The organism is Pleurocapsa sp. FMAR1 (assembly GCF_963665995.1).
In the GTDB taxonomy this organism is placed as follows: Bacteria; Cyanobacteriota; Cyanobacteriia; order Cyanobacteriales; family Xenococcaceae; genus Waterburya.
The window spans coordinates 1,568,398-1,586,441 of sequence record NZ_OY762512.1 but is presented as its reverse complement, the minus strand read 5'-3'; the positions used below and the strand labels follow the sequence as shown (position 1 = coordinate 1,586,441).

At 38.9% G+C, this 18,044-nt stretch carries 16 protein-coding genes; 11 read left to right on the top strand and 5 right to left on the bottom strand.

Annotated elements, in window-relative coordinates; all coding sequences use genetic code 11:
* Positions 1 to 496 precede the first annotated feature (496 nt).
* Positions 497 to 1,741 carry a murein transglycosylase A gene (locus SLP02_RS07660; RefSeq protein WP_319420067.1) on the bottom strand — a complete coding sequence of 415 codons (1,245 nt, stop codon included), beginning with the start codon at positions 1,739 to 1,741 and terminating at the stop codon, positions 497 to 499.
* Between the two features lie 397 nt (positions 1,742 to 2,138).
* On the opposite strand from SLP02_RS07660, the gene SLP02_RS07655 reads away from it, so the two are divergent.
* Positions 2,139 to 2,297 carry a YqaE/Pmp3 family membrane protein gene (locus SLP02_RS07655; RefSeq protein WP_319420066.1) on the top strand — a complete coding sequence of 53 codons (159 nt, stop codon included), beginning with the start codon at positions 2,139 to 2,141 and terminating at the stop codon, positions 2,295 to 2,297.
* Positions 2,298 to 2,421: 124 nt separating this feature from the next.
* Here the strand turns inward: SLP02_RS07655 and msrP are convergent, their stop codons facing one another.
* Positions 2,422 to 3,423 (bottom strand): protein-methionine-sulfoxide reductase catalytic subunit MsrP, encoded by a 1,002-nt coding sequence (gene msrP / locus SLP02_RS07650; RefSeq protein WP_319420065.1) that lies wholly within the window; start codon positions 3,421 to 3,423, stop codon positions 2,422 to 2,424.
* Positions 3,424 to 3,572: 149 nt separating this feature from the next.
* On the opposite strand from msrP, the gene SLP02_RS07645 reads away from it, so the two are divergent.
* From SLP02_RS07645 to SLP02_RS07610, 8 genes are all read left to right on the top strand, one after another.
* Complete coding sequence (locus SLP02_RS07645; protein ID WP_319420064.1) at positions 3,573 to 4,409, top strand: nucleotidyltransferase domain-containing protein; 837 nt, start codon at positions 3,573 to 3,575, stop codon at positions 4,407 to 4,409.
* Between the two features lie 103 nt (positions 4,410 to 4,512).
* A complete protein-coding gene (locus SLP02_RS07640; protein ID WP_319420063.1) occupies positions 4,513 to 5,331 on the top strand; it encodes a tetratricopeptide repeat protein in 819 nt (272 codons plus the stop codon).
* Positions 5,332 to 5,770: 439 nt separating this feature from the next.
* Positions 5,771 to 6,280: an inorganic diphosphatase gene (locus SLP02_RS07635; RefSeq protein WP_319420062.1), complete on the top strand. Its 510-nt coding sequence runs from the start codon at positions 5,771 to 5,773 to the stop codon at positions 6,278 to 6,280.
* Between the two features lie 84 nt (positions 6,281 to 6,364).
* On the top strand, positions 6,365 to 6,721 hold the full coding sequence (locus tag SLP02_RS07630; protein WP_319420061.1) for an NAD(P)H-quinone oxidoreductase subunit M: 357 nt from the start codon (positions 6,365 to 6,367) through the stop codon (positions 6,719 to 6,721).
* A gap of 185 nt (positions 6,722 to 6,906) precedes the next feature.
* Positions 6,907 to 7,824: a histone deacetylase family protein gene (locus SLP02_RS07625; RefSeq protein ID WP_319420060.1), complete on the top strand. Its 918-nt coding sequence runs from the start codon at positions 6,907 to 6,909 to the stop codon at positions 7,822 to 7,824.
* Between the two features lie 119 nt (positions 7,825 to 7,943).
* Positions 7,944 to 9,335 carry an ATP-binding protein gene (locus SLP02_RS07620; RefSeq protein ID WP_319420059.1) on the top strand — a complete coding sequence of 464 codons (1,392 nt, stop codon included), beginning with the start codon at positions 7,944 to 7,946 and terminating at the stop codon, positions 9,333 to 9,335.
* Positions 9,336 to 9,552: 217 nt separating this feature from the next.
* Entirely contained in the window at positions 9,553 to 9,918 is a 366-nt protein-coding gene (locus SLP02_RS07615; RefSeq protein ID WP_319420058.1) for a DMT family transporter, read from the top strand.
* A gap of 223 nt (positions 9,919 to 10,141) precedes the next feature.
* Positions 10,142 to 11,314 carry a cysteine desulfurase family protein gene (locus SLP02_RS07610; protein ID WP_319420057.1) on the top strand — a complete coding sequence of 391 codons (1,173 nt, stop codon included), beginning with the start codon at positions 10,142 to 10,144 and terminating at the stop codon, positions 11,312 to 11,314.
* A gap of 162 nt (positions 11,315 to 11,476) precedes the next feature.
* Here SLP02_RS07610 and clpX read toward each other — a convergent pair whose 3' ends face one another.
* The 3 genes from clpX to tig form a co-directional block, all read right to left on the bottom strand.
* A complete protein-coding gene (clpX, locus tag SLP02_RS07605; protein WP_319420056.1) occupies positions 11,477 to 12,820 on the bottom strand; it encodes an ATP-dependent protease ATP-binding subunit ClpX in 1,344 nt (447 codons plus the stop codon).
* 27 nt (positions 12,821 to 12,847) lie between these two features.
* Positions 12,848 to 13,525 carry an ATP-dependent Clp endopeptidase proteolytic subunit ClpP gene (clpP, locus tag SLP02_RS07600; RefSeq protein ID WP_319420055.1) on the bottom strand — a complete coding sequence of 226 codons (678 nt, stop codon included), beginning with the start codon at positions 13,523 to 13,525 and terminating at the stop codon, positions 12,848 to 12,850.
* Positions 13,526 to 13,767: 242 nt separating this feature from the next.
* Positions 13,768 to 15,174: a trigger factor gene (gene tig, locus SLP02_RS07595; protein WP_319420054.1), complete on the bottom strand. Its 1,407-nt coding sequence runs from the start codon at positions 15,172 to 15,174 to the stop codon at positions 13,768 to 13,770.
* Positions 15,175 to 15,872: 698 nt separating this feature from the next.
* On the opposite strand from tig, the gene SLP02_RS07590 reads away from it, so the two are divergent.
* Together SLP02_RS07590 and dapA are read left to right on the top strand one after the other, a co-directional pair.
* The gene (locus SLP02_RS07590; protein ID WP_319420053.1) at positions 15,873 to 16,916 is read left to right on the top strand and encodes an aspartate-semialdehyde dehydrogenase; all 1,044 of its coding nucleotides are present in this window, start codon (positions 15,873 to 15,875) and stop codon (positions 16,914 to 16,916) included.
* 44 nt (positions 16,917 to 16,960) lie between these two features.
* On the top strand, positions 16,961 to 17,851 hold the full coding sequence (gene dapA, locus SLP02_RS07585; RefSeq protein ID WP_319420052.1) for a 4-hydroxy-tetrahydrodipicolinate synthase: 891 nt from the start codon (positions 16,961 to 16,963) through the stop codon (positions 17,849 to 17,851).
* Positions 17,852 to 18,044 lie beyond the last annotated feature (193 nt).

The following is an 18,044-nucleotide window of genomic DNA, read 5'->3' as shown; positions in this document are numbered from 1 at the left end:
GCAACCATCATTCTTAGGTTATAATACTTTAATGTTGATACTTACAACTAAAGAAGTATTGATGAATGAGCAAAATTAAGTTTTTATCTTTACTAATAGATTTTATTTGATAACTAACGACAAACAAAGTTTACTAAGGATAAAAATTAGATTTATCTTAAAAATAGAGTTAAACCTCCAAACAATTACCAAAAAACACTCCATAAGCAGGAATTTCAACAGTATTATCATATCTGCGATTGATAAAATCAGATTCGTCAGCTTCGATACATTCTGGATAATTTGACAGATTAGATTATAGTGTAGGGGCTTGGAGCTTAAATTAAATAAACAAATTAAGTGTTGTTCGTCACATTTACGGCTAAAGCCTAGCAATGATTCTGGTGTATCGAGCAAGGTTGAATCGCCATTCAATAATGCGGGCTGCTGTTTACGCCAACGAAATAGACGACATAACACGTAGAGATCGCCTTACTAAGCAAAAATTATTAGATCTCTATTCTTTGAGCAGTAAATAAAACAAACTACCGCTTCCGTTTAACAGTCCTGCTCTTTTGCCTGCAACTTCACCGCTACCCAAGAAAATATCTACTCTGCCTGCGCCTTTAATTGCACTACCCGTATCTTGATCTAGTACATAGCGACTTACTACCCTAGTCTCAATCTTGCCCGTAGATTCTAGATCGGGAATGGGCGCAACAATCAAAGCCAATGCTCCTGGAGGCATAATCGATTTGTCTGTAGCAATAGAGCGATCGCCTGTAACGGGAACACCTAAACTACCAGTAGGGGGTTTGCCATCGGTTTCTTTAAAGAAGACAAAGCGATTGTTACGGGGTAGATATTCATCTAGCTGGTTGGGGTTAGCAGCAAAAAAATCTAGTAGCTTAGGCAGGCTTAACTGATCCTTATCAAACACTCCATCCTTAACTAATTCTCCACCTACACTCACGTAGGGATAATTAGTTGTGCCGTCGTAACCAACGCTCATAGTCGTGCCATCGGTCATTTTGAGCCTAGCAGATCCCTGTACCTGAACTAAAAAGGCTTCTAGGCGATCGCTTAACCAAACTAGCTCTTGACCCTTTAAAATGCTTTTGCTGCTGCCTAAACCATCTTTTCCCTCTAGCTGGGCGCGGGTAGGATAAGGGGTTGACCAACTCCCAAAACTAGCAGGCTGACGGTATAAAGGATAGCGGTACTCAGCAGTACGAACTCGGCTTGCAGTATAGGTAGGTTCAAAGTAGCCTGTAAAGTCAACCTTACCACGGCGATCGTTGCCCACAGATTGATAAAAAGTAAATTCCTGCTTGACTGCCTTTTCTAAAGCTGCGGGAGATTCAGTAGTTAATAAAAGTTCTTTAAATCGAGAGAGCGATCGCTTTGTATGCTCTAAGCTAAATATAGAATTAGCATACTGGCGATAGCTTTGAGCAGCTTTAGGAGTACTCAAATAATAAAGACTGTGATCTACTGCCTGTACTAAAGCCTGGCGTTGAGATCGATTCCAACCAATATTTTTCTCTGTTTTAGGTTTAGTAAGACAGTTGAAATTGGTCTGCCAGCAATGAATAATTTTTTTCCCTGAATCAACGGTATTGTTTAATTGACTATCTAAGCCAACAAATTTGAGCTTTTCCAAAGGTACAGGTCGCAGGGGATTGGCATTAGCAATTTGTCCCCAAGCAGTAACCAAGACGAAGCCTAAACCTAAACACAAAGTAGAAATTGTTTTTCTCATTATTGCTTTTGATATACAGCTATTGATTTTGCCATCTTCAAAAATTAGCTTGATAGTAGAGATGTTGAAGCAGTAAAATTTCTCTGTCAAACTTCAGATTTTATTGATCAACCCCTTAAATAGTAAACAGTTCACTTATTGTTAGAGCTTGAACTCAAATAGAATTTATAGCGATCGCCTAATATAATTTTTGTGTCTCAACAGTTGGCACAATTTAACATATTAATTCCCCGAAGTTTCTGGATGCTACATTCAAGAAGCAGAAGAATTTGACAAAGATTACCTAATTAGCCGTCAAAATAAATTAAACAACTAAGTATAATAATTTATTTCAATTACTTAACTTGGTCACTATTAATAGTTAAGATATAAATATCAATTTCAAGGAAATACCCAGATGGACTTAATTCGCATCGTCATCGCTATTCTTTTGCCACCGCTAGGAGTATTCTTACAGGTTGGTTTAGGTAAAGACTTTTGGATTAATATTCTTTTAACTTTGCTTGGTTATTTTCCTGGAATAATTCATGCGGTCTGGATTATTGCCAAGAAGTAAGTATCCTAAACGCTATTAATAGCGTTTAGGCTTACGCCTAGACAAGCGATCGCTAAAATGTCTAATAATTATCTAGACCTAAAGTAGAAATTAATTTTCCTTGATTATCAGTTAAACAAAATCTCTAGGCATATAAATTGCCCACATATTCTCCGTAACCGTTGTAGGGAAGAGTCTCTTTAATTTCCCAAGATAGACCAGGACCAGTGCTAATAAACTTCTCTGTTGCCTGTGACCAGCGAGGGTGAGGCACGCTAGGATTTACATTGGCTTCAAACTTATACTCATTGGAATCGAGGGTATTCCAGTAGGTAGCTGGCTGATCCTCCACAAATTCAATTTTGACTATCGATTTTGCACCTTTAAAACCATATTTCCAAGGAGTGACCATCCGTAATGGTGCGCCATGCTGCTTGGGCAAATCATGACCATAAATACCCACAGCGAAAAAAGCAAGGTCATTAGCCATTTCTTCGATTTTTAAACCTTCTGTATATGGCCAAGGTAAAGAGCCAATATGAAATCCTGGTCCTTTAGTTATCTCAGGATCATAAAAAGATGTAAAACGCACATACTTTGCCTTAGAAGTCGGTTCAACATCTTGCAATAAAGCTTTCATAGGAAATCCTATCCAAGGCAAGACCATAGACCAAGCCTCTACACAGCGAAATCTGTATACCCTCTCTTCTAAGGGAAACTTTTGTTTAAGCTCATCAATGTCATAGGTACGGGGATTTTTGACAAGTCCTGCAACCTCAACTTTCCAGTTTTCTGTAGGCAGCTTTTGAGCGTCTAGCCAAATTTTCTTCGTACCACCAAACTCATAGAAATTATTATATTGCCCCGCGACTTTTTGGTCAGCTATTGGTCGATCAACTTTGGCAAAATTAGGATTCTTAGTGAATGATTCTATTTCTGGTTGATTGAGACTTTTTTCAAGGGCAGCTTCAGATGCAGACTTGCCTAAATTTAAGCCAGATTGGCATCCTGTTAGAGGTAAAAGGCTAGCACCAATACCTGCACCAATAAGAGTTTTAATAAAGCTACGCCGATTGTAATAAAGTTTGGGAGACGTAATTTGGTTTTCTGATATTTCCCACGATTCAGGAATACGAATCAAAGTCATTTAAATAATAAGTTGCTAAAAATTAAAATTGGCAAACATATTAATTGTAGACAAATCTTATGTATCTCAGAAAATTTTGACTTTGTTAACCAAAAATTTTTGTGGTATTAAGCTATGAATAAAGTAAGAATTTAAAATTATTGCTAACCATGAAATTTAGTTCAGAGGAGCTAAACGCAGCCCGTCAACATATACAAAACAAGGTTGTTGAGTATTTTCTCGATCACAAAGGAGTTGAAGCTCTATATATTCAGGGTTCAATTGCAGAAGGTTCGACAGATGAATTTTCCGATATTGATTTTCGGGTTTTAGTTAAGCCAAATGTCTACCAACAGTTCATCTCCGAGCGTTTTGACGCTCCCAAAAAGTGGGGAGAATGGCTTTACAACGAATGGGCAGGAAGCTCCTGGGTATGTGTCTCTCACTTCAAACCCTTCAATAAGGTTGATGTACTTTATTTTAAACCGACAGAACTTAAACCATCACCTTGGTTTACGCTACCAACTAAAGTGATTTACGATCCCCAAAATTTAATACAGCAAGTTATTCAAGCTTCTCAAGCATTAGAGTTTACATTATTAAATATTGAAGATTTAGATAGGCTGATAAGTAAAGGTTTAGCTTATGCTGAAGAGATATATCGTAGGGTTATGCGCGGTGAGCTTTTTTATGCTCAATCTCAACTAGATAGTTTTCGATGTGTTTTGATCCAATTTGATGATTATCTTCACCACAGTCTCCCATCATCAGGTTTTGGTTCACCATCTCATTTTGAAGAAAGAGGTAGTAAAGCTTTGATTGAGATTATGCGGTTTTCATATACTTCACTAGAGCAACAATCGATACTTCGGTCTTTAGAGCAATTATTAAAAGCTTATCAATCTCAGATCATTCAACTTCATGACCAATTTTCTTTACAAAGAGATCGAAAAACCGATTTGTATTGGATTAATACTATTCTTGGATTATGTAATTCTAGTTTCTAAAATATATTTTCTATATGAATTGGGTATTATTTTGGCTACTTTTTGACTAGCGATCCCAGTATTATTATCTTTAGGTATAAAGTCTTAAAACAGTGTGGTCATAATGAGCCTTTGGTTAATAAGTTTATTTTTAATATTTTCTTTTTGGATAGGCAGTGGTTTTACTGAGGTTGCGATCGCTGTAGGCAATCAGACTGCTAATTTTACTGCTCAACAAATCAATCAGGGAGAAAAAATTGCCAAGAAAGCCGTTCGTGCTGCTGAGAAAGGGGATTTTTCTCTATCAGAAATTTACTGGACAGAGTTAATTAACCAATTTCCTGACAATCCTGCGGTCTGGAGTAATCGGGGTAATGTCCGCATCGGTCAGTACAAACTTACTGAAGCGATCGCCGACTTTGATCGTTCAATTAAAATTGCCCCTGAATATCCTGATGCTTATCTCAATCGGGGTATTGCCTACGAAGGAAAAAGACTCTGGGAAAAAGCGATCGCTGACTACAATCATGTCCTAAAAATTAGTCCTCAAGATCCAGTGGCGTTAAATAATAGGGGGAATGCCGAAGCTGGTCAACAAAAGTGGGAAAATGCCTTAGAAGATTATCAAGAAGCTGCCGATCTTGCGCCCACTTTTCCTATGGCGCGGGGTAATGCTTCTCTTGTTATGTATCAAATAGGCGATCGCCCTGAAGCTATTCGCAATATGCGTAACTTGGTTCGCAAGTATCCGATGTATTCAGATATGCGTGCAGCTTTGGCTGCTGCTTTGTGGGTAGAAGGGCAACAAGGAGAAGCCGAAAGTAATTGGGTTGCAGCAGTGGGTCTGGATAACCGCTATCAAGATCTTGAATGGATTAAAAACATTCGTCGTTGGCCTCCAACAATGGTTCAAGCGTTAGAGAGATTTTTAAATCTTAGTTAGTGGTAGAGTTGGGCATAAATAAACCCACAAATTGCCAAGAGCGTTCAGAATTGATAGAACTCTAATTTCAGAGAGATCGCTCTGAAATTTCTTCCATTTCGGTACGGGGTAATTATCGGCATGGAGATCGTGCATTTTTTGCCATATTGTGAGGAATAAAAGGTATTACTTAAACACAAGTAGCTCAGTCTGGTGTTTTAATCGTTGCTTATTTAATTTGGGCGATCGCACTACTTCAAGGATTTTAAACACAAAAAACATATAAATTTTTAGATTAGCTGTTTAATGCTTGATGTTCAACGTTCAACGATCAGGTAAAATGCTTCATGGCGGTTGTATTAAGTCTTGTATGGACTCAATTAATCACTAGCCTTAGAAGTAGCATTCTTCTGGGTATAAATCATTGTTTTAAGCTAATTAATAACATTCGGAGGATTTCATGGACTTATCTCTTATCCCAGCCCAGCCTGAACCTGGCGTAATTAACGTTTTAATCGAAATTGCTGGCGGTAGCAAAAACAAATACGAATTTGATAAAGACATGAACGCTTTTGCCTTGGATCGCGTCCTTTTCGCTTCAGTAAAATATCCTTATGACTATGGTTTTGTGCCTAATACCCTAGCTGATGATGGCGATCCTCTAGATGGAATGGTAATTATGGATGAGCCTACTTTTCCTGGCTGTGTAATTGCTGCTCGACCCATTGGTATGCTAGAAATGATTGATGGTGGCGATCGCGATGAAAAAATTCTCTGTGTACCAGTCGAAGATCCTCGTTACAAAGAGGTCAAGTCTCTTAAAGATATTGCTCCTCACCGTTTAGAAGAAATTGCCGAGTTTTTTAGAACTTACAAAAATCTAGAAAAAAAAGTTACTGAAATTCAGGGCTGGAAAGATGTAGATGCAGTTAAACCTTTAGTAGAAGAGTGCATTAAAGCTTATAAGTAATTAGCATAGTTATATTTGGTAGGTTATGACATTTTGCTTGCCTACCAAAAATCCCGCTCGAATAATCTCTAAAAAAGTATTAATATGCTTGTCAAATCAACTACCCGCCACGTTCGCATTTACAGTGCAGAAGTCCAAAATAATGAACTAATTCCTAGTGATAATGTTCTCACTTTGGATATCGATCCCGATAATGAGTTTAACTGGAGCGAAGATACTCTGCAAAAAGTTTATCGTCAATTTGATGACTTGGTAGAACAGAGTAATGGCGAAGATTTGAGTGAATACAATCTCCGTCGTATTGGTTCAGATCTAGAACACTTTATTCGTTCTTTGCTACAGACGGGAGAAATTAACTATAACTTGGGTGCGAGAGTACGCAACTATAGTATGGGCTTACCCCGTATGGATAGTCCTGATACGGTCGAAAAATATCGTTAGATTAATTTAAAAGCTTTAAGCTGCACACAGCAAAGCTGTGAAGTTCGCCCTTGGCGGACGAACTGCGCGTATGCGCTGCGCTCTAAGCTTTTGAGTATTATTTAAGTTGCGAATAAGTAAACAAAAAACTTATATAGCATTACAATTCAGCAACATCCGTTAGATTAATAGCTTTATTGTAAACAATGATTTCGGTTATTTATTCCCCAGAATTTTTAGAACACGATACGGGCTACGGACATCCTGAAAAAGCTAAACGGCTGACAGCGATCGCCCAAGCTTTACAAAAAGTTGCTTGGCACGAACAAATAGACTGGCAGTTACCTACTCCTCCAGAACAAAAACAGGTACTGTCATACATTCAAAAAGTTCATACCCCAGAACATATCAATCGTATTCAGACGGCAGCAGCAGCAGCAGGAGGATATTTGGATGGAGATACACCCATTTCTGCCCGTAGCTATGATGTTGCCTTGCTGGCGGTTAGTGCTTGGCTAGATGGGGTAGATCGGGTGTTAGATCATCAACAAACTACTTTTGTTTTATCTCGTCCCCCAGGACATCATGCCACCAGGGATAGGGCAATGGGGTTTTGTCTGTTTTCTAATGCAGCGATCGCCGCTGAATATGCTTTGACTAAACCAGGAGTCGAACGTGTAGGCATTCTCGACTGGGATGTACATCATGGTAACGGCACAGAGGCGATCGTCCGCGATAATCCTCATCTGGCATACTGTTCTCTTCATCAGCACCCTTGTTATCCAGGTACAGGCAGCAATCAAAGCGATCGCGGTCAACATCAAAATATTCTCAATTTGCCCATGATGGCGGGCAGCAAAATTACGGATTATCAACTAGCTTTTGAAACCAAAATAGTTCCTTTTTGGCAAAACTGGCAGCCCGATATTTTAATAGTTAGTGCTGGCTATGATGCCAATCATCTAGATCCCTTAGCAGGAATTTCTTTAGAACCTGCTGATTACAATTTGTTAACCAAATATGTTTTAAAAATTACAAAAACCCCTCTATTTGGTTTAGAAGGAGGTTATCATTTAGATGCTTTAGCTAAATCTGTAGTTGCCACTTTAAGTAGTTGTCTGTAATAGTTGTTAATTATTTCTCGTTATTCTTACTGAAAAATATTTCTTATTTAGAAACGTAAATCTATATCGTCTTCTTAATCCGTATCATTACTAGATACAATATCGCGACTATTATAAATATGAATATTGCTACTTCGGGATCATCTTTGTATCAGTTGACTCAGAACCTAGGTGAGCCTCTGATTAACATTTCTACTGGTGCAGAAACCCTCAAATCCTATGTTAGCTCTATTATCGATCTAGTAATTGAAAAGCAACTTTCAGCAACAGTTTGGGTAAAACTACCCCAGACCAAAAGCTGGCTCAAGCAAGTGCAAAAATTACAGAAAGAGGGGAATGTTAAGCGAATTTATTTATGCAGTAGTAAACAAAACAATCCTGCTCTAACTTTATTAGAACAAAATTCGGAGTTAACTCCAGTTATCCCCGTTAATCTAAATAAAAACCCTATTCTACAAAAAGAATCTTTTCTAATTATTATATCGGCTGATTTTTGTAGTTTGGTATTAGCTCAGTGGCAGAAAAGTCAAATCAAAATTGAGTCTTCAGGAAAAAGATTACAGCAACCATATCTAGAGATGGTTTCCAGTTTCGATCCTCAAACAATTGCTTTTATATTGACAGGTATTAGACAAAATATAGCTTCAGAAGATAGTTTCTTAACAGAAGAAGATTTTAAAGTTGAGTTTAATTCAAATCCTCACCATGAGTTATTAAACAATCTTATGCTCAAACAGATTAGCTATAGTGAATCTATTCAAAACAAGCTAGATTCTTTAGCTAAAATCAGTCATATTCCCGAAAAAAGCTCAACTGTACTGGGATTACAAGAAGATTTTCTCAATAATTTAGTTCAAGAATTGCGATCGCCTATTACCCACATGAAAACTGCTCTCAGTTTGTTAGAATCAAAACAAATAAAGGGAGAACAGCGTCAACGTTATTTAAAGGTAGTCAGTGACGAATGCGATCGCCAAAATTCTTTGGTAGGTGGCTTACTGGAATTATTACAGCTCGATACTCCTGCCGAAGCCGAATACCTATGCTTAGATGATATCGTCCCAGGAATCGTTAGCACCTATCAGCCTTTAGCCGAAGAAAAGGAGATATTGCTGGGATATACTATTCCTGCCGATCTTCCGCCTATTTCTTGTCCTAGTGCCTGGTTTAGACAGATTATTATTAATTTACTCAATAACAGTCTGCAATTTACTCCTCCTCAAGGGAGGGTGTTTGTCCAGGCATCTCTAAAAAACGACGATGAAGATATAGAAATTTTAGTTACTGATACAGGAGTAGGTATTGCCACCCAAGAAATTAGTAAAATTTTTGATGGTTTTTATCGTACTAAACCAATTACCAATCAAAAGGTTACGGGTGCAGGTTTGGGCTTAACTTTGGTGCAACAGCTAATTCAACGCTGCGGAGGTTCTATTTCTGTCATCAGCAAAGTTGGCAAAGGCACAACCTTTAAAATATTAATGCCAGCCGTCCCAGTAGAGCTTATTTAAGTAGGTGGGTAAAATTAATTAGAAAATGGTTTAGGCAGGTAATAGGTAATAAGTCAGGTTGACTGAAGCAACTTGGTCGCGGAAGAAGATAAAAGACATTTGTATGATTAGCTTATAGTAAGGATTGTAGCTTTAATACGAATTCACGCTATTATAACTTGGCAGCTTGTTGAGCTTATGTTCATCATCAATAATTTTATATAATATTTTACATAGTATGGGTTTAAGAGAATTTGGCTATCTTTTTTTATCGATTTTATTTAGCGTTGCTGGACAAATATTCTTAAAATTGGGTGCAATTAAATTAGCCAAAATATCCGCTTCAAGTATTATTGGTAGGATCATAGAAATATTCTTAACTCCAGAACTTATTATCGGTTTAGGTTGCTATGGGTTAGGCGCGATCGCCTATATTTTACTATTAACTAAAGTAGACTTGAGTATGGCTGCACCTGCGGTTTCTTTGGTGTATGTGTTTTCGGTTTTATTAGGTTACTTTTTGTTTAAAGAAACTATTCCCATAAGTAGAGGTTTAGGCTTAGGATTTATTATTTTTGGCGTAATTTTAGTAACCTGGAGATGATATAGCCCTTTTCAAACTAGTCAGGTACAAGGTAAATCGTTTTAAGGCAGAAGGTGGATAAACTCGGTAAACTGAGAGAGCTATAGCTATAAACAAAAGTATTTTGTACGTCACCTCATTACTCAAATCAATGCCTCAAAAACCGTTTAATTGCTAGACTGATCTCAGAAAAAGGGCTGACGCTGTTCACCCTAGTTGTAAAGTTCGGATAGGTTTTGTTCCCATGTCTCAACGACCCATATATCTTGATGCTCATGCAACTACACCCATGGATGAAAGAGTGTTAGCAGCGATGTTGCCCTACTTTACCGAGCATTTTGGCAACCCTTCGACGAACACTCACGTTTATGGTTGGGAGGCTAGCGCAGCAGTAAAAAGTGCTAGAGAAGCGATCGCTGCTATAATCAACGCTACCCCCGAAGAAATCGTCTTTACCAGTGGCGCAACCGAAGCCAATAACCTGGCAATCAAAGGGGTCGCCGAAGCCTATTTCAATCAGGGTAAGCATATTATTACCGTAGCGACAGAACACCGCGCCGTATTAGATCCCTGTGCTTATCTAGAAACTTTGGGCTTTGAAGTTACGTACCTCCCTGTGCAGCCTGATGGTTTGCTAGATATAGAACAGCTAAAAGCAGCAATTCGCGAGGATACTATTTTGGTATCGGTGATGGCAGCCAATAACGAAATTGGTGTATTGCAACCATTAACCAAAATCGGCGAGATATGTCATAGTCACGGGGTGTTATTTCATACTGATGCGGCACAAGCGATCGCCAAAATACCTCTAGATGTGGCAGCAATGAACATTGATTTGATGTCTTTGACTGCTCACAAAGTATATGGACCAAAAGGAATTGGAGCTTTGTATGTGCGTCGCCGTGACCCCAGAGTCAAGCTTGCCTCCCAAATCCAAGGCGGAGGACAAGAAAGAGGTCGGCGTTCAGGCACGCTGTATACACCGCAGATAGTTGGCTTTGCTCAAGCCTTAGAAATTGCCATGGCGTCTAGGGAATTGGAGTCTGATCGTTTACTACAGTTAAAAAAGCAACTATGGTCAATGTTTGAAACCCTGGAGGGTATTCATCTTAATGGCAGCTTTACCGATAGTTTGACTGGTAATCTTAATTTGAGTATTGAGGGAGTCGATGGTTCAGCTTTATTATTGGCAATACAATCAGCGATCGCTGTATCCTCTGGTTCAGCCTGTTCTTCTACTTCTACTGCCCCTTCCCATGTTTTAACTGCTTTGGGACGGGACGAAAAACTTGCCCATGCCTCCTTGCGCTTTGGTATTGGTAGGTTTAATACGACCGAGGAAATTAAGACCGCTGGAGAAGTTGCGATCGCTACAATTAAATCTCTGCGTCAGGCTAACCAACTTCAACCTCAATAAAAATCATGGGTAACCATGGAAAAAGTTTTAATTGAATAGATTAGTAAAAGTCTTGACTACTCAATTTACTATGATGCAAAGTGCGATCGCCTGCTAAAATTATTTTAGTGGCGATCGCTTTTAAATTTTTTAAAGTATTTATTTTGACTTTATTTGCTCAAGTTATGCCGATTCAGGCTTGCGATAAGAAGTTGGATGGATAATCAATTCAGCAGTAGAGCGTTTTTCTACCATTTCTTCGGTAATAACGCATTTACCCAAATCTTCACGAGAGGGAATTTCGTACATCATATCTAGCATCAATTCTTCGACGATACCTCGTAAAGCTCTCGCACCAGTTTTACGACGATAAGCTTCTTTAGCTAAGGCTTTGATTGCACCTTCGGTAAACTCAAGCTCAATATTATCCATTCCCAATAGCTTTTTATACTGTTTGACAATAGCGTTTTTCGGCTTAGTCAATATCTGGACTAACGTAGCTTCGTCTAAAGGTTCTAACGCTGCGGTAACGGGAATTCTACCCACAAACTCAGGAATCATGCCGAACTTAACTAGGTCGTCTAACTCCAACTTCTGTAATACGTCGGCGCTACGTTTTTCCTTGGAAGGAGGATTTTCTCCCTTCTGGATAAAGCCCATTGACTTTTTACCCAGACGACGTTCTACTACTTTATCTAAGCCAACAAATGCACCACCGCAAATAAATAAAATATTCTTAGTATCAATTTGAATACAGTCTTGATATGGATGCTTACGACCACCTTGAGGCGGTACATTAGCTACTGTCCCTTCTAACATTTTAAGTAATGCTTGCTGTACCCCTTCACCTGAAACATCGCGGGTAATCGAAGCATTTTCGCTTTTACGAGCTATTTTATCAATTTCGTCAATATAAATAATACCTCGCTGTGCCTCTTCTACATCTAAGTCAGCTACCTGTAACAAACGGAGTAGAATATTTTCCACATCTTCGCCCACATATCCCGCCTCTGTAAGGGTAGTGGCATCGGCAACAGCAAAAGGTACTTGTAAAACTTTAGCTAGAGTTTGAGCCAAAAGGGTTTTGCCACAGCCTGTAGGACCAATTAAGAGGACATTAGACTTTTGTAGCTCTACGGGGTCATCAGCATCCTTTGCCTTATTAGCCAAGCTGAGACGTTTATAATGATTATATACCCCAACAGAAAGAACTTTTTTTGCTTCTTCTTGACCAATTACGTGTTCGTCTAAACAGCTTTTGATATCAATTGGCTTAGGAATGTCTCCAAAAGAAATGCCACCCGATTTTGACTTTTTCCTTTTGGCTGGTTTAGTTTCAGGATTTCCAGATACGGCAGCCGAAGATACGACAGCCCCTTCTTCAATCAACTCCTCATCTAAAATTTCGTTACACAGTTCAACACATTCATCACAAATATAAACCCCAGGTCCTGCAATTAATTTTCTGACTTGTTCTTGTGATTTTCCGCAAAATGAACATTTTAGATGGGAGTCGTATTTAGACATATGTACCTCGTACTATATAGAGCAATTTTAGGTAGGTGAGCTTAACGCTTCTGGCTTGATAATGACTTTATCAATTAAGCCATATTCCACAGCATCCTCTGAAGACATATAGAAATCTCTTTCTGTATCGGCGGCTATCTTATCGAAAGGTTGATCAGTATGTCCTGCAATCAGTTCATTAAGTCTTTGTTTGATATAAAGAATTTCTTTTGCCTGGATTTCGATATCTGATGCCTGTCCTTGAGCGCCTCCTAAAGGTTGGTGAATCATAATTCGCGAACTAGGCAACGCCATGCGCTTTCCTTTTGTACCACCAGATAGTAAAAAAGCACCCATACTGGCAGCAATTCCATAACAAATTGTTACAACATCTGGCTGAATTTGCTGCATAGTATCGTATATTGCCAATCCTGAATAGACCGAACCACCAGGGGAATTGATATAAATTTGAATATCCTTTTCAGGATCTTCAGCTTCTAAATACAATAACTGAGCTACAACCGAATCGGCTACCTTATCATCGATAGCTGTACCCAAGAAGATAATGCGTTCTCGCAAAAGACGAGAATAGATATCAAAGGCACGTTCGCCAATTCCAGACTGCTCTACAACCATTGGCACTACGTTACCAGTGGGTTGAGAAGACTGAATCTCAGGAATATTATTATTAACTTGAAAGCCGTAATTTGAAAACGAGTCCAGCATAGGTTTTTGCCAAAAATTTTTCACTAATGAAATATGTTCTTAAATTAAGCTTGCACAACTATGCTCAGCTAAAAGATGTATTTAACTCTTTTATTTATTATGCCTTAACTAAATTACGATCAGTTGCCGAATTAAGGTGAGGTTACCTGGGTAAGATCAAAGCCAAAGAAAGAGAATAATCATCAGCATTTCTGTTTTTCCCAGGTAATTGTTACTTAAAACTTATTTTCCTTATTTATGGCTTATTCAGAATCTTCTACTACTTCCACTTCAGCCGTTTCTACCTCCTCATCAGCATCCGCTTCTTCAGTATCAGCTTCTTCAGATAAAGAACCTTCGGGGACAAGCTCTACTTGAGCTTTATCCCGTAACCACTTAAAGGTGTTTTCGCTCAACAAGTCTTGAGTAACCATTTCGTTTAAACGGTCTTCATCAACTTCTTGCCCAGTCAATTGTGGTCTAATTTCCGCTATTTTGGCTTCAATTGCTGCTTGCTCGGGTTCTAATCCTTCTTTTTTTGCTATTTCCTTAATTATTAAAGACTTTTTGAGATTAGTTAAAGCTTCTGGGCGAGCATTGTCCCGTAACATGGGAACATTGTCAGAATTGAATAGCTGTCTTACGTCTAATCCCATCTGCTGCATCTGCATTAGAGTTTTCGTAAGAACATTAGTTACTTCTTCTTGAACCAAAGATTCTGGTAAGTCTATAGTATTCTGTTCTAATAAAACAGCCGCGATCGCATCATTTATCTTATTATTGGTTTGGTCGGCTGCCTGCTCTTTGAACCGTTTCTCTAAAGATTCTTTATAGGCAGTCATGGTTTCAAACTCTTCGTCGCTTACCTCCTGAGCAAAGTCATCATCTAACTCAGGCAATTCTTTAGTTTTCAATTCATTCAAAGTAATACTAAAGACTGCTGGTTTACCCGCCAAATCCTCCTGGGGATAATCTTCAGGAAAAGTTACCGCCACCTCTTTGGTTTCTTCAGGCTTCATGCCCACAATTCCTTCAATCATGCCAGGAATTAATTTTCCTTCTACTAGTTCTACCTCGAAGTTGGTAGCACTACCACCTTCAATTTCTTGACCTTCTTCTCCCTCGGCAGTTAGCGTGCCTTTAAAATCGACAAAAGCAACATCTCCCATAACTGCTGTACGATCTTCTACGGGAACTAAGTCAGCTTTTTGCTCACGGCGTTGTTCTATAAACTCATCTACTTTCTCTGGCTGATAAACTATTTCCTCAGCCTTGACATTTAAACTGCTGTAATCAGCAAGTTCTACAGATGGTGGCACATCTACCGCTATAGAAAAAGTAAATGTATCTCCAGGATTATACTGCCCTAGTAGTTCTTCAAAATTAGAACGTAAATTTGGTTGACCAAGAGCTTCTATAGACTCTTGTTCAATAGCATCCTGTAAAGACTTTTGAATTAATTCTTCTAAAGCAGCAGCTTTGATCCGCTCATTGCCAATTCTCTGTAACAAAACCTGACGGGGGACTTTCCCTTTCCGAAACCCAGGAATATTGCTGGAACGGGAAAGGTTTTGCACCGTTTTCTCATAGGCACTGCGAGATGCTTCAGGTGCGATTTCTATATTTAAACCTAATTGACTTTCAGGAAGTCTTTCCTGGGTTACTTTCATTTCCTGCTTCTATCCCAAAACTATTTAATTGATATTGATTCTATTGTGGATCTTTATAGGGACTAGCTTAAAGTAAAGTCAGCGTTACACCGCCTTGCAAAGGAGGAGCGACCCCCTAAAGGGTTCAGCAGTTGCTCATTGAGGGAAACCCCCAAGACCGCACTGCTTCACCGCGTCGCCGACAGAGGTGAGACCCCGCGTCGGCGTAAGACGCAAGGGAATGCTCACCTAGCAAGGGAACGCGCTCCGATGCAGCGCTTGCCGTTGACCGCCTTTAGCGGTTAAAAAATGCAATACTTAATTGATGTTTGAGAACAAAATTAGTTTTTTTGTACTGTATTGTTGCTCATTAGAATGATTTTTAACAGCTTTTCCCTATCAGTCAATAGTCATAATAGTATATCTATCGCCAGAGCTACATTTTTTCTTCTTTAGCTTTCTATTTTAAGAAGCTTTAGACAAATACTTATTGCAGACTGTAAACCTTAGCTCATCATGATTGAAACATTATGATAGGATTATTCGGTACTTAGGTTACTCATCCTGCATAAACAAAACTTTAATAAGATCAATATTAATTATTAATTGCAGCTAATTAGTACTAGTTATCAAAAACAAGCGATACATACAGAAGAAGAATTTTAAGTCTGTCAGTTTAATTTAAGTTACGTTAAAACAATTTATGGAGGTCAGTTTCATTGTCTAAAGATTTAAGTGTAGCTATTTTGGGAGCGACTGGAGCAGTTGGTCAAGAACTATTAGAATTATTGGCAGAGCGTAAGTTTCCGCTCAAGGAATTAAAGTTATTAGCCTCACCTCGTTCTGCTGGTAGCAAGATTGTATTTAATGGTCAAGAAATAACTGTAGAAGCAGTTAACGAAAAGTCTTTTGAAGGGGTGGATATTGTTCTAGCTTCTGCTGGTGGCTCTACTTCCAAAGCTTGGGCTAAAAGGGCTGTAGAGGCTGGAGCGGTAGTTATTGATAACTCCAGTGCTTTTCGGATGGATGATGATGTGCCTCTAGTAGTTCCTGAAATTAATCCCGAAGCAGCAGCCAAACATCAGGGAATCATTGCCAACCCCAACTGCACAACTATCTTAATGGGAGTGGCTATTTATCCCCTACATCAGGTGCAGCCAATCAAGCGAATAGTCGTATCTACCTATCAGTCTGCTTCTGGTGCTGGTGCAAGAGCAATGGAAGAAGCTAAGAGCCAAGCTAGAGATATTTTAGATGGCAAACAGCCCCAGGCGGAAATATTGCCTTATCCTATTGCCTTTAATTTATTTCCTCACAATTCTCCTTTAAACGAGCAGGGATACTGCGAAGAGGAGATGAAAATGGTTAACGAGACACGGAAAATTTTTGACGCTCCTGAATTAAAGATTACTGCTACCTGTGTTCGAGTGCCTATTTTACGCGCTCATTCTGAGGCTATTAATCTAGAGTTTGCTCAACCTTTTGAGGTAGCCAAGGCAAAAGAACTAATTGCTGCTGCACCAGGAGTTAAAGTAGTTGAAGACTGGCAGAGTAATTATTTTCCCATGCCCATCGATGCAACGGGACAAGATCCTGTATTGGTAGGCAGAATTCGCCAAGATATCTCTCAAGATTGCGGTTTGGAACTATGGCTGTGTGGAGATCAAATTCGCAAGGGTGCTGCTCTTAATGCCATTCAAATAGCAGAGTTACTCTTAGCCAAAAATCTGTTAACAACATCTGATTCAGCAGTGAGCGTCTAGTCGCTTTTCTTGATCGATAAATTAATTATTTGGGTCTAGGTTTAATGAGTGGAGAATACTTTGGTAGGGTAATTACGGCAATGGTAACGCCGTTTGCCGAGGATGGTAGCGTTGACTATAGAGTAGCCGAAAAGCTGGCAAACCATTTGGTAGAAAATGGTAGTGATGGCTTAGTAATCTGTGGTACAACAGGAGAATCCCCCACCTTAAGCTGGTCAGAAGAATACGAGCTATTTAAAGTAGTAAAGCAAGCTGTTGGAACTAAAGCTAAAATAATTGCGGGGACAGGTTCTAATTCTACCTCCGAAGCGATCGCAGCTACGCAAAAAGCAGCTAAACTAGATTTAGATGGTTCATTACAGGTAGTGCCGTATTACAATAAGCCGCCCCAAGCGGGGCAATATCAGCATTTTAAAGCGATCGCCCAAGCCTGCCCCGATCTGCCGATGATGTTGTATAATGTACCAGGAAGAACTAGCAGCAATCTAGAGCCAGAAACAGTGGCAAATCTGGCACAAATTGCTAATATAGTAGCAATTAAAGAAGCTAGTGGCAATTTAGAACAGGCTTGTAAAATTAAATGTTTGACTCCTGCTAATTTTGCTATTTATTCAGGAGAAGACGCTTTGGCTTTGCCGATGATGACGGTAGGGAGTGTCGGCGTAGTCAGCGTCGCCTCTCATTTAGTAGGCAAGCAAATGCAGTCAATGATTCAGGCATTTAATCAAGGAAATAATCAGCAAGCTACTAAAATCCAGATGGAGCTTTTTCCTCTATTTCAGGCTTTATTTATGACTACTAGCCCAATTCCTGTTAAGGCAGCTTTAAATTTGCAGGGTTGGAAGGTGGGTAATTTGCGTACACCTTTATGTGAGCTACAATTAGATTTATTAGAAAGTTTAAAAATAGTTTTAAAAGAATTAAATTTAGTTTAATTTTATTATTGCCTAAGCTACTGTTAAAATCAGACCTGCATATAAGTAAACAAGCTACTTTAGATTCTTCAACATTAATAAAAATAAACCACTATTAACAAAAATAAGGTTAAACTACCATTTCGATTTATTCGATGCCATCATCAATATGAATAATCGCTAAAGCAAGCAATTCCAGCAATTATTAATAGTA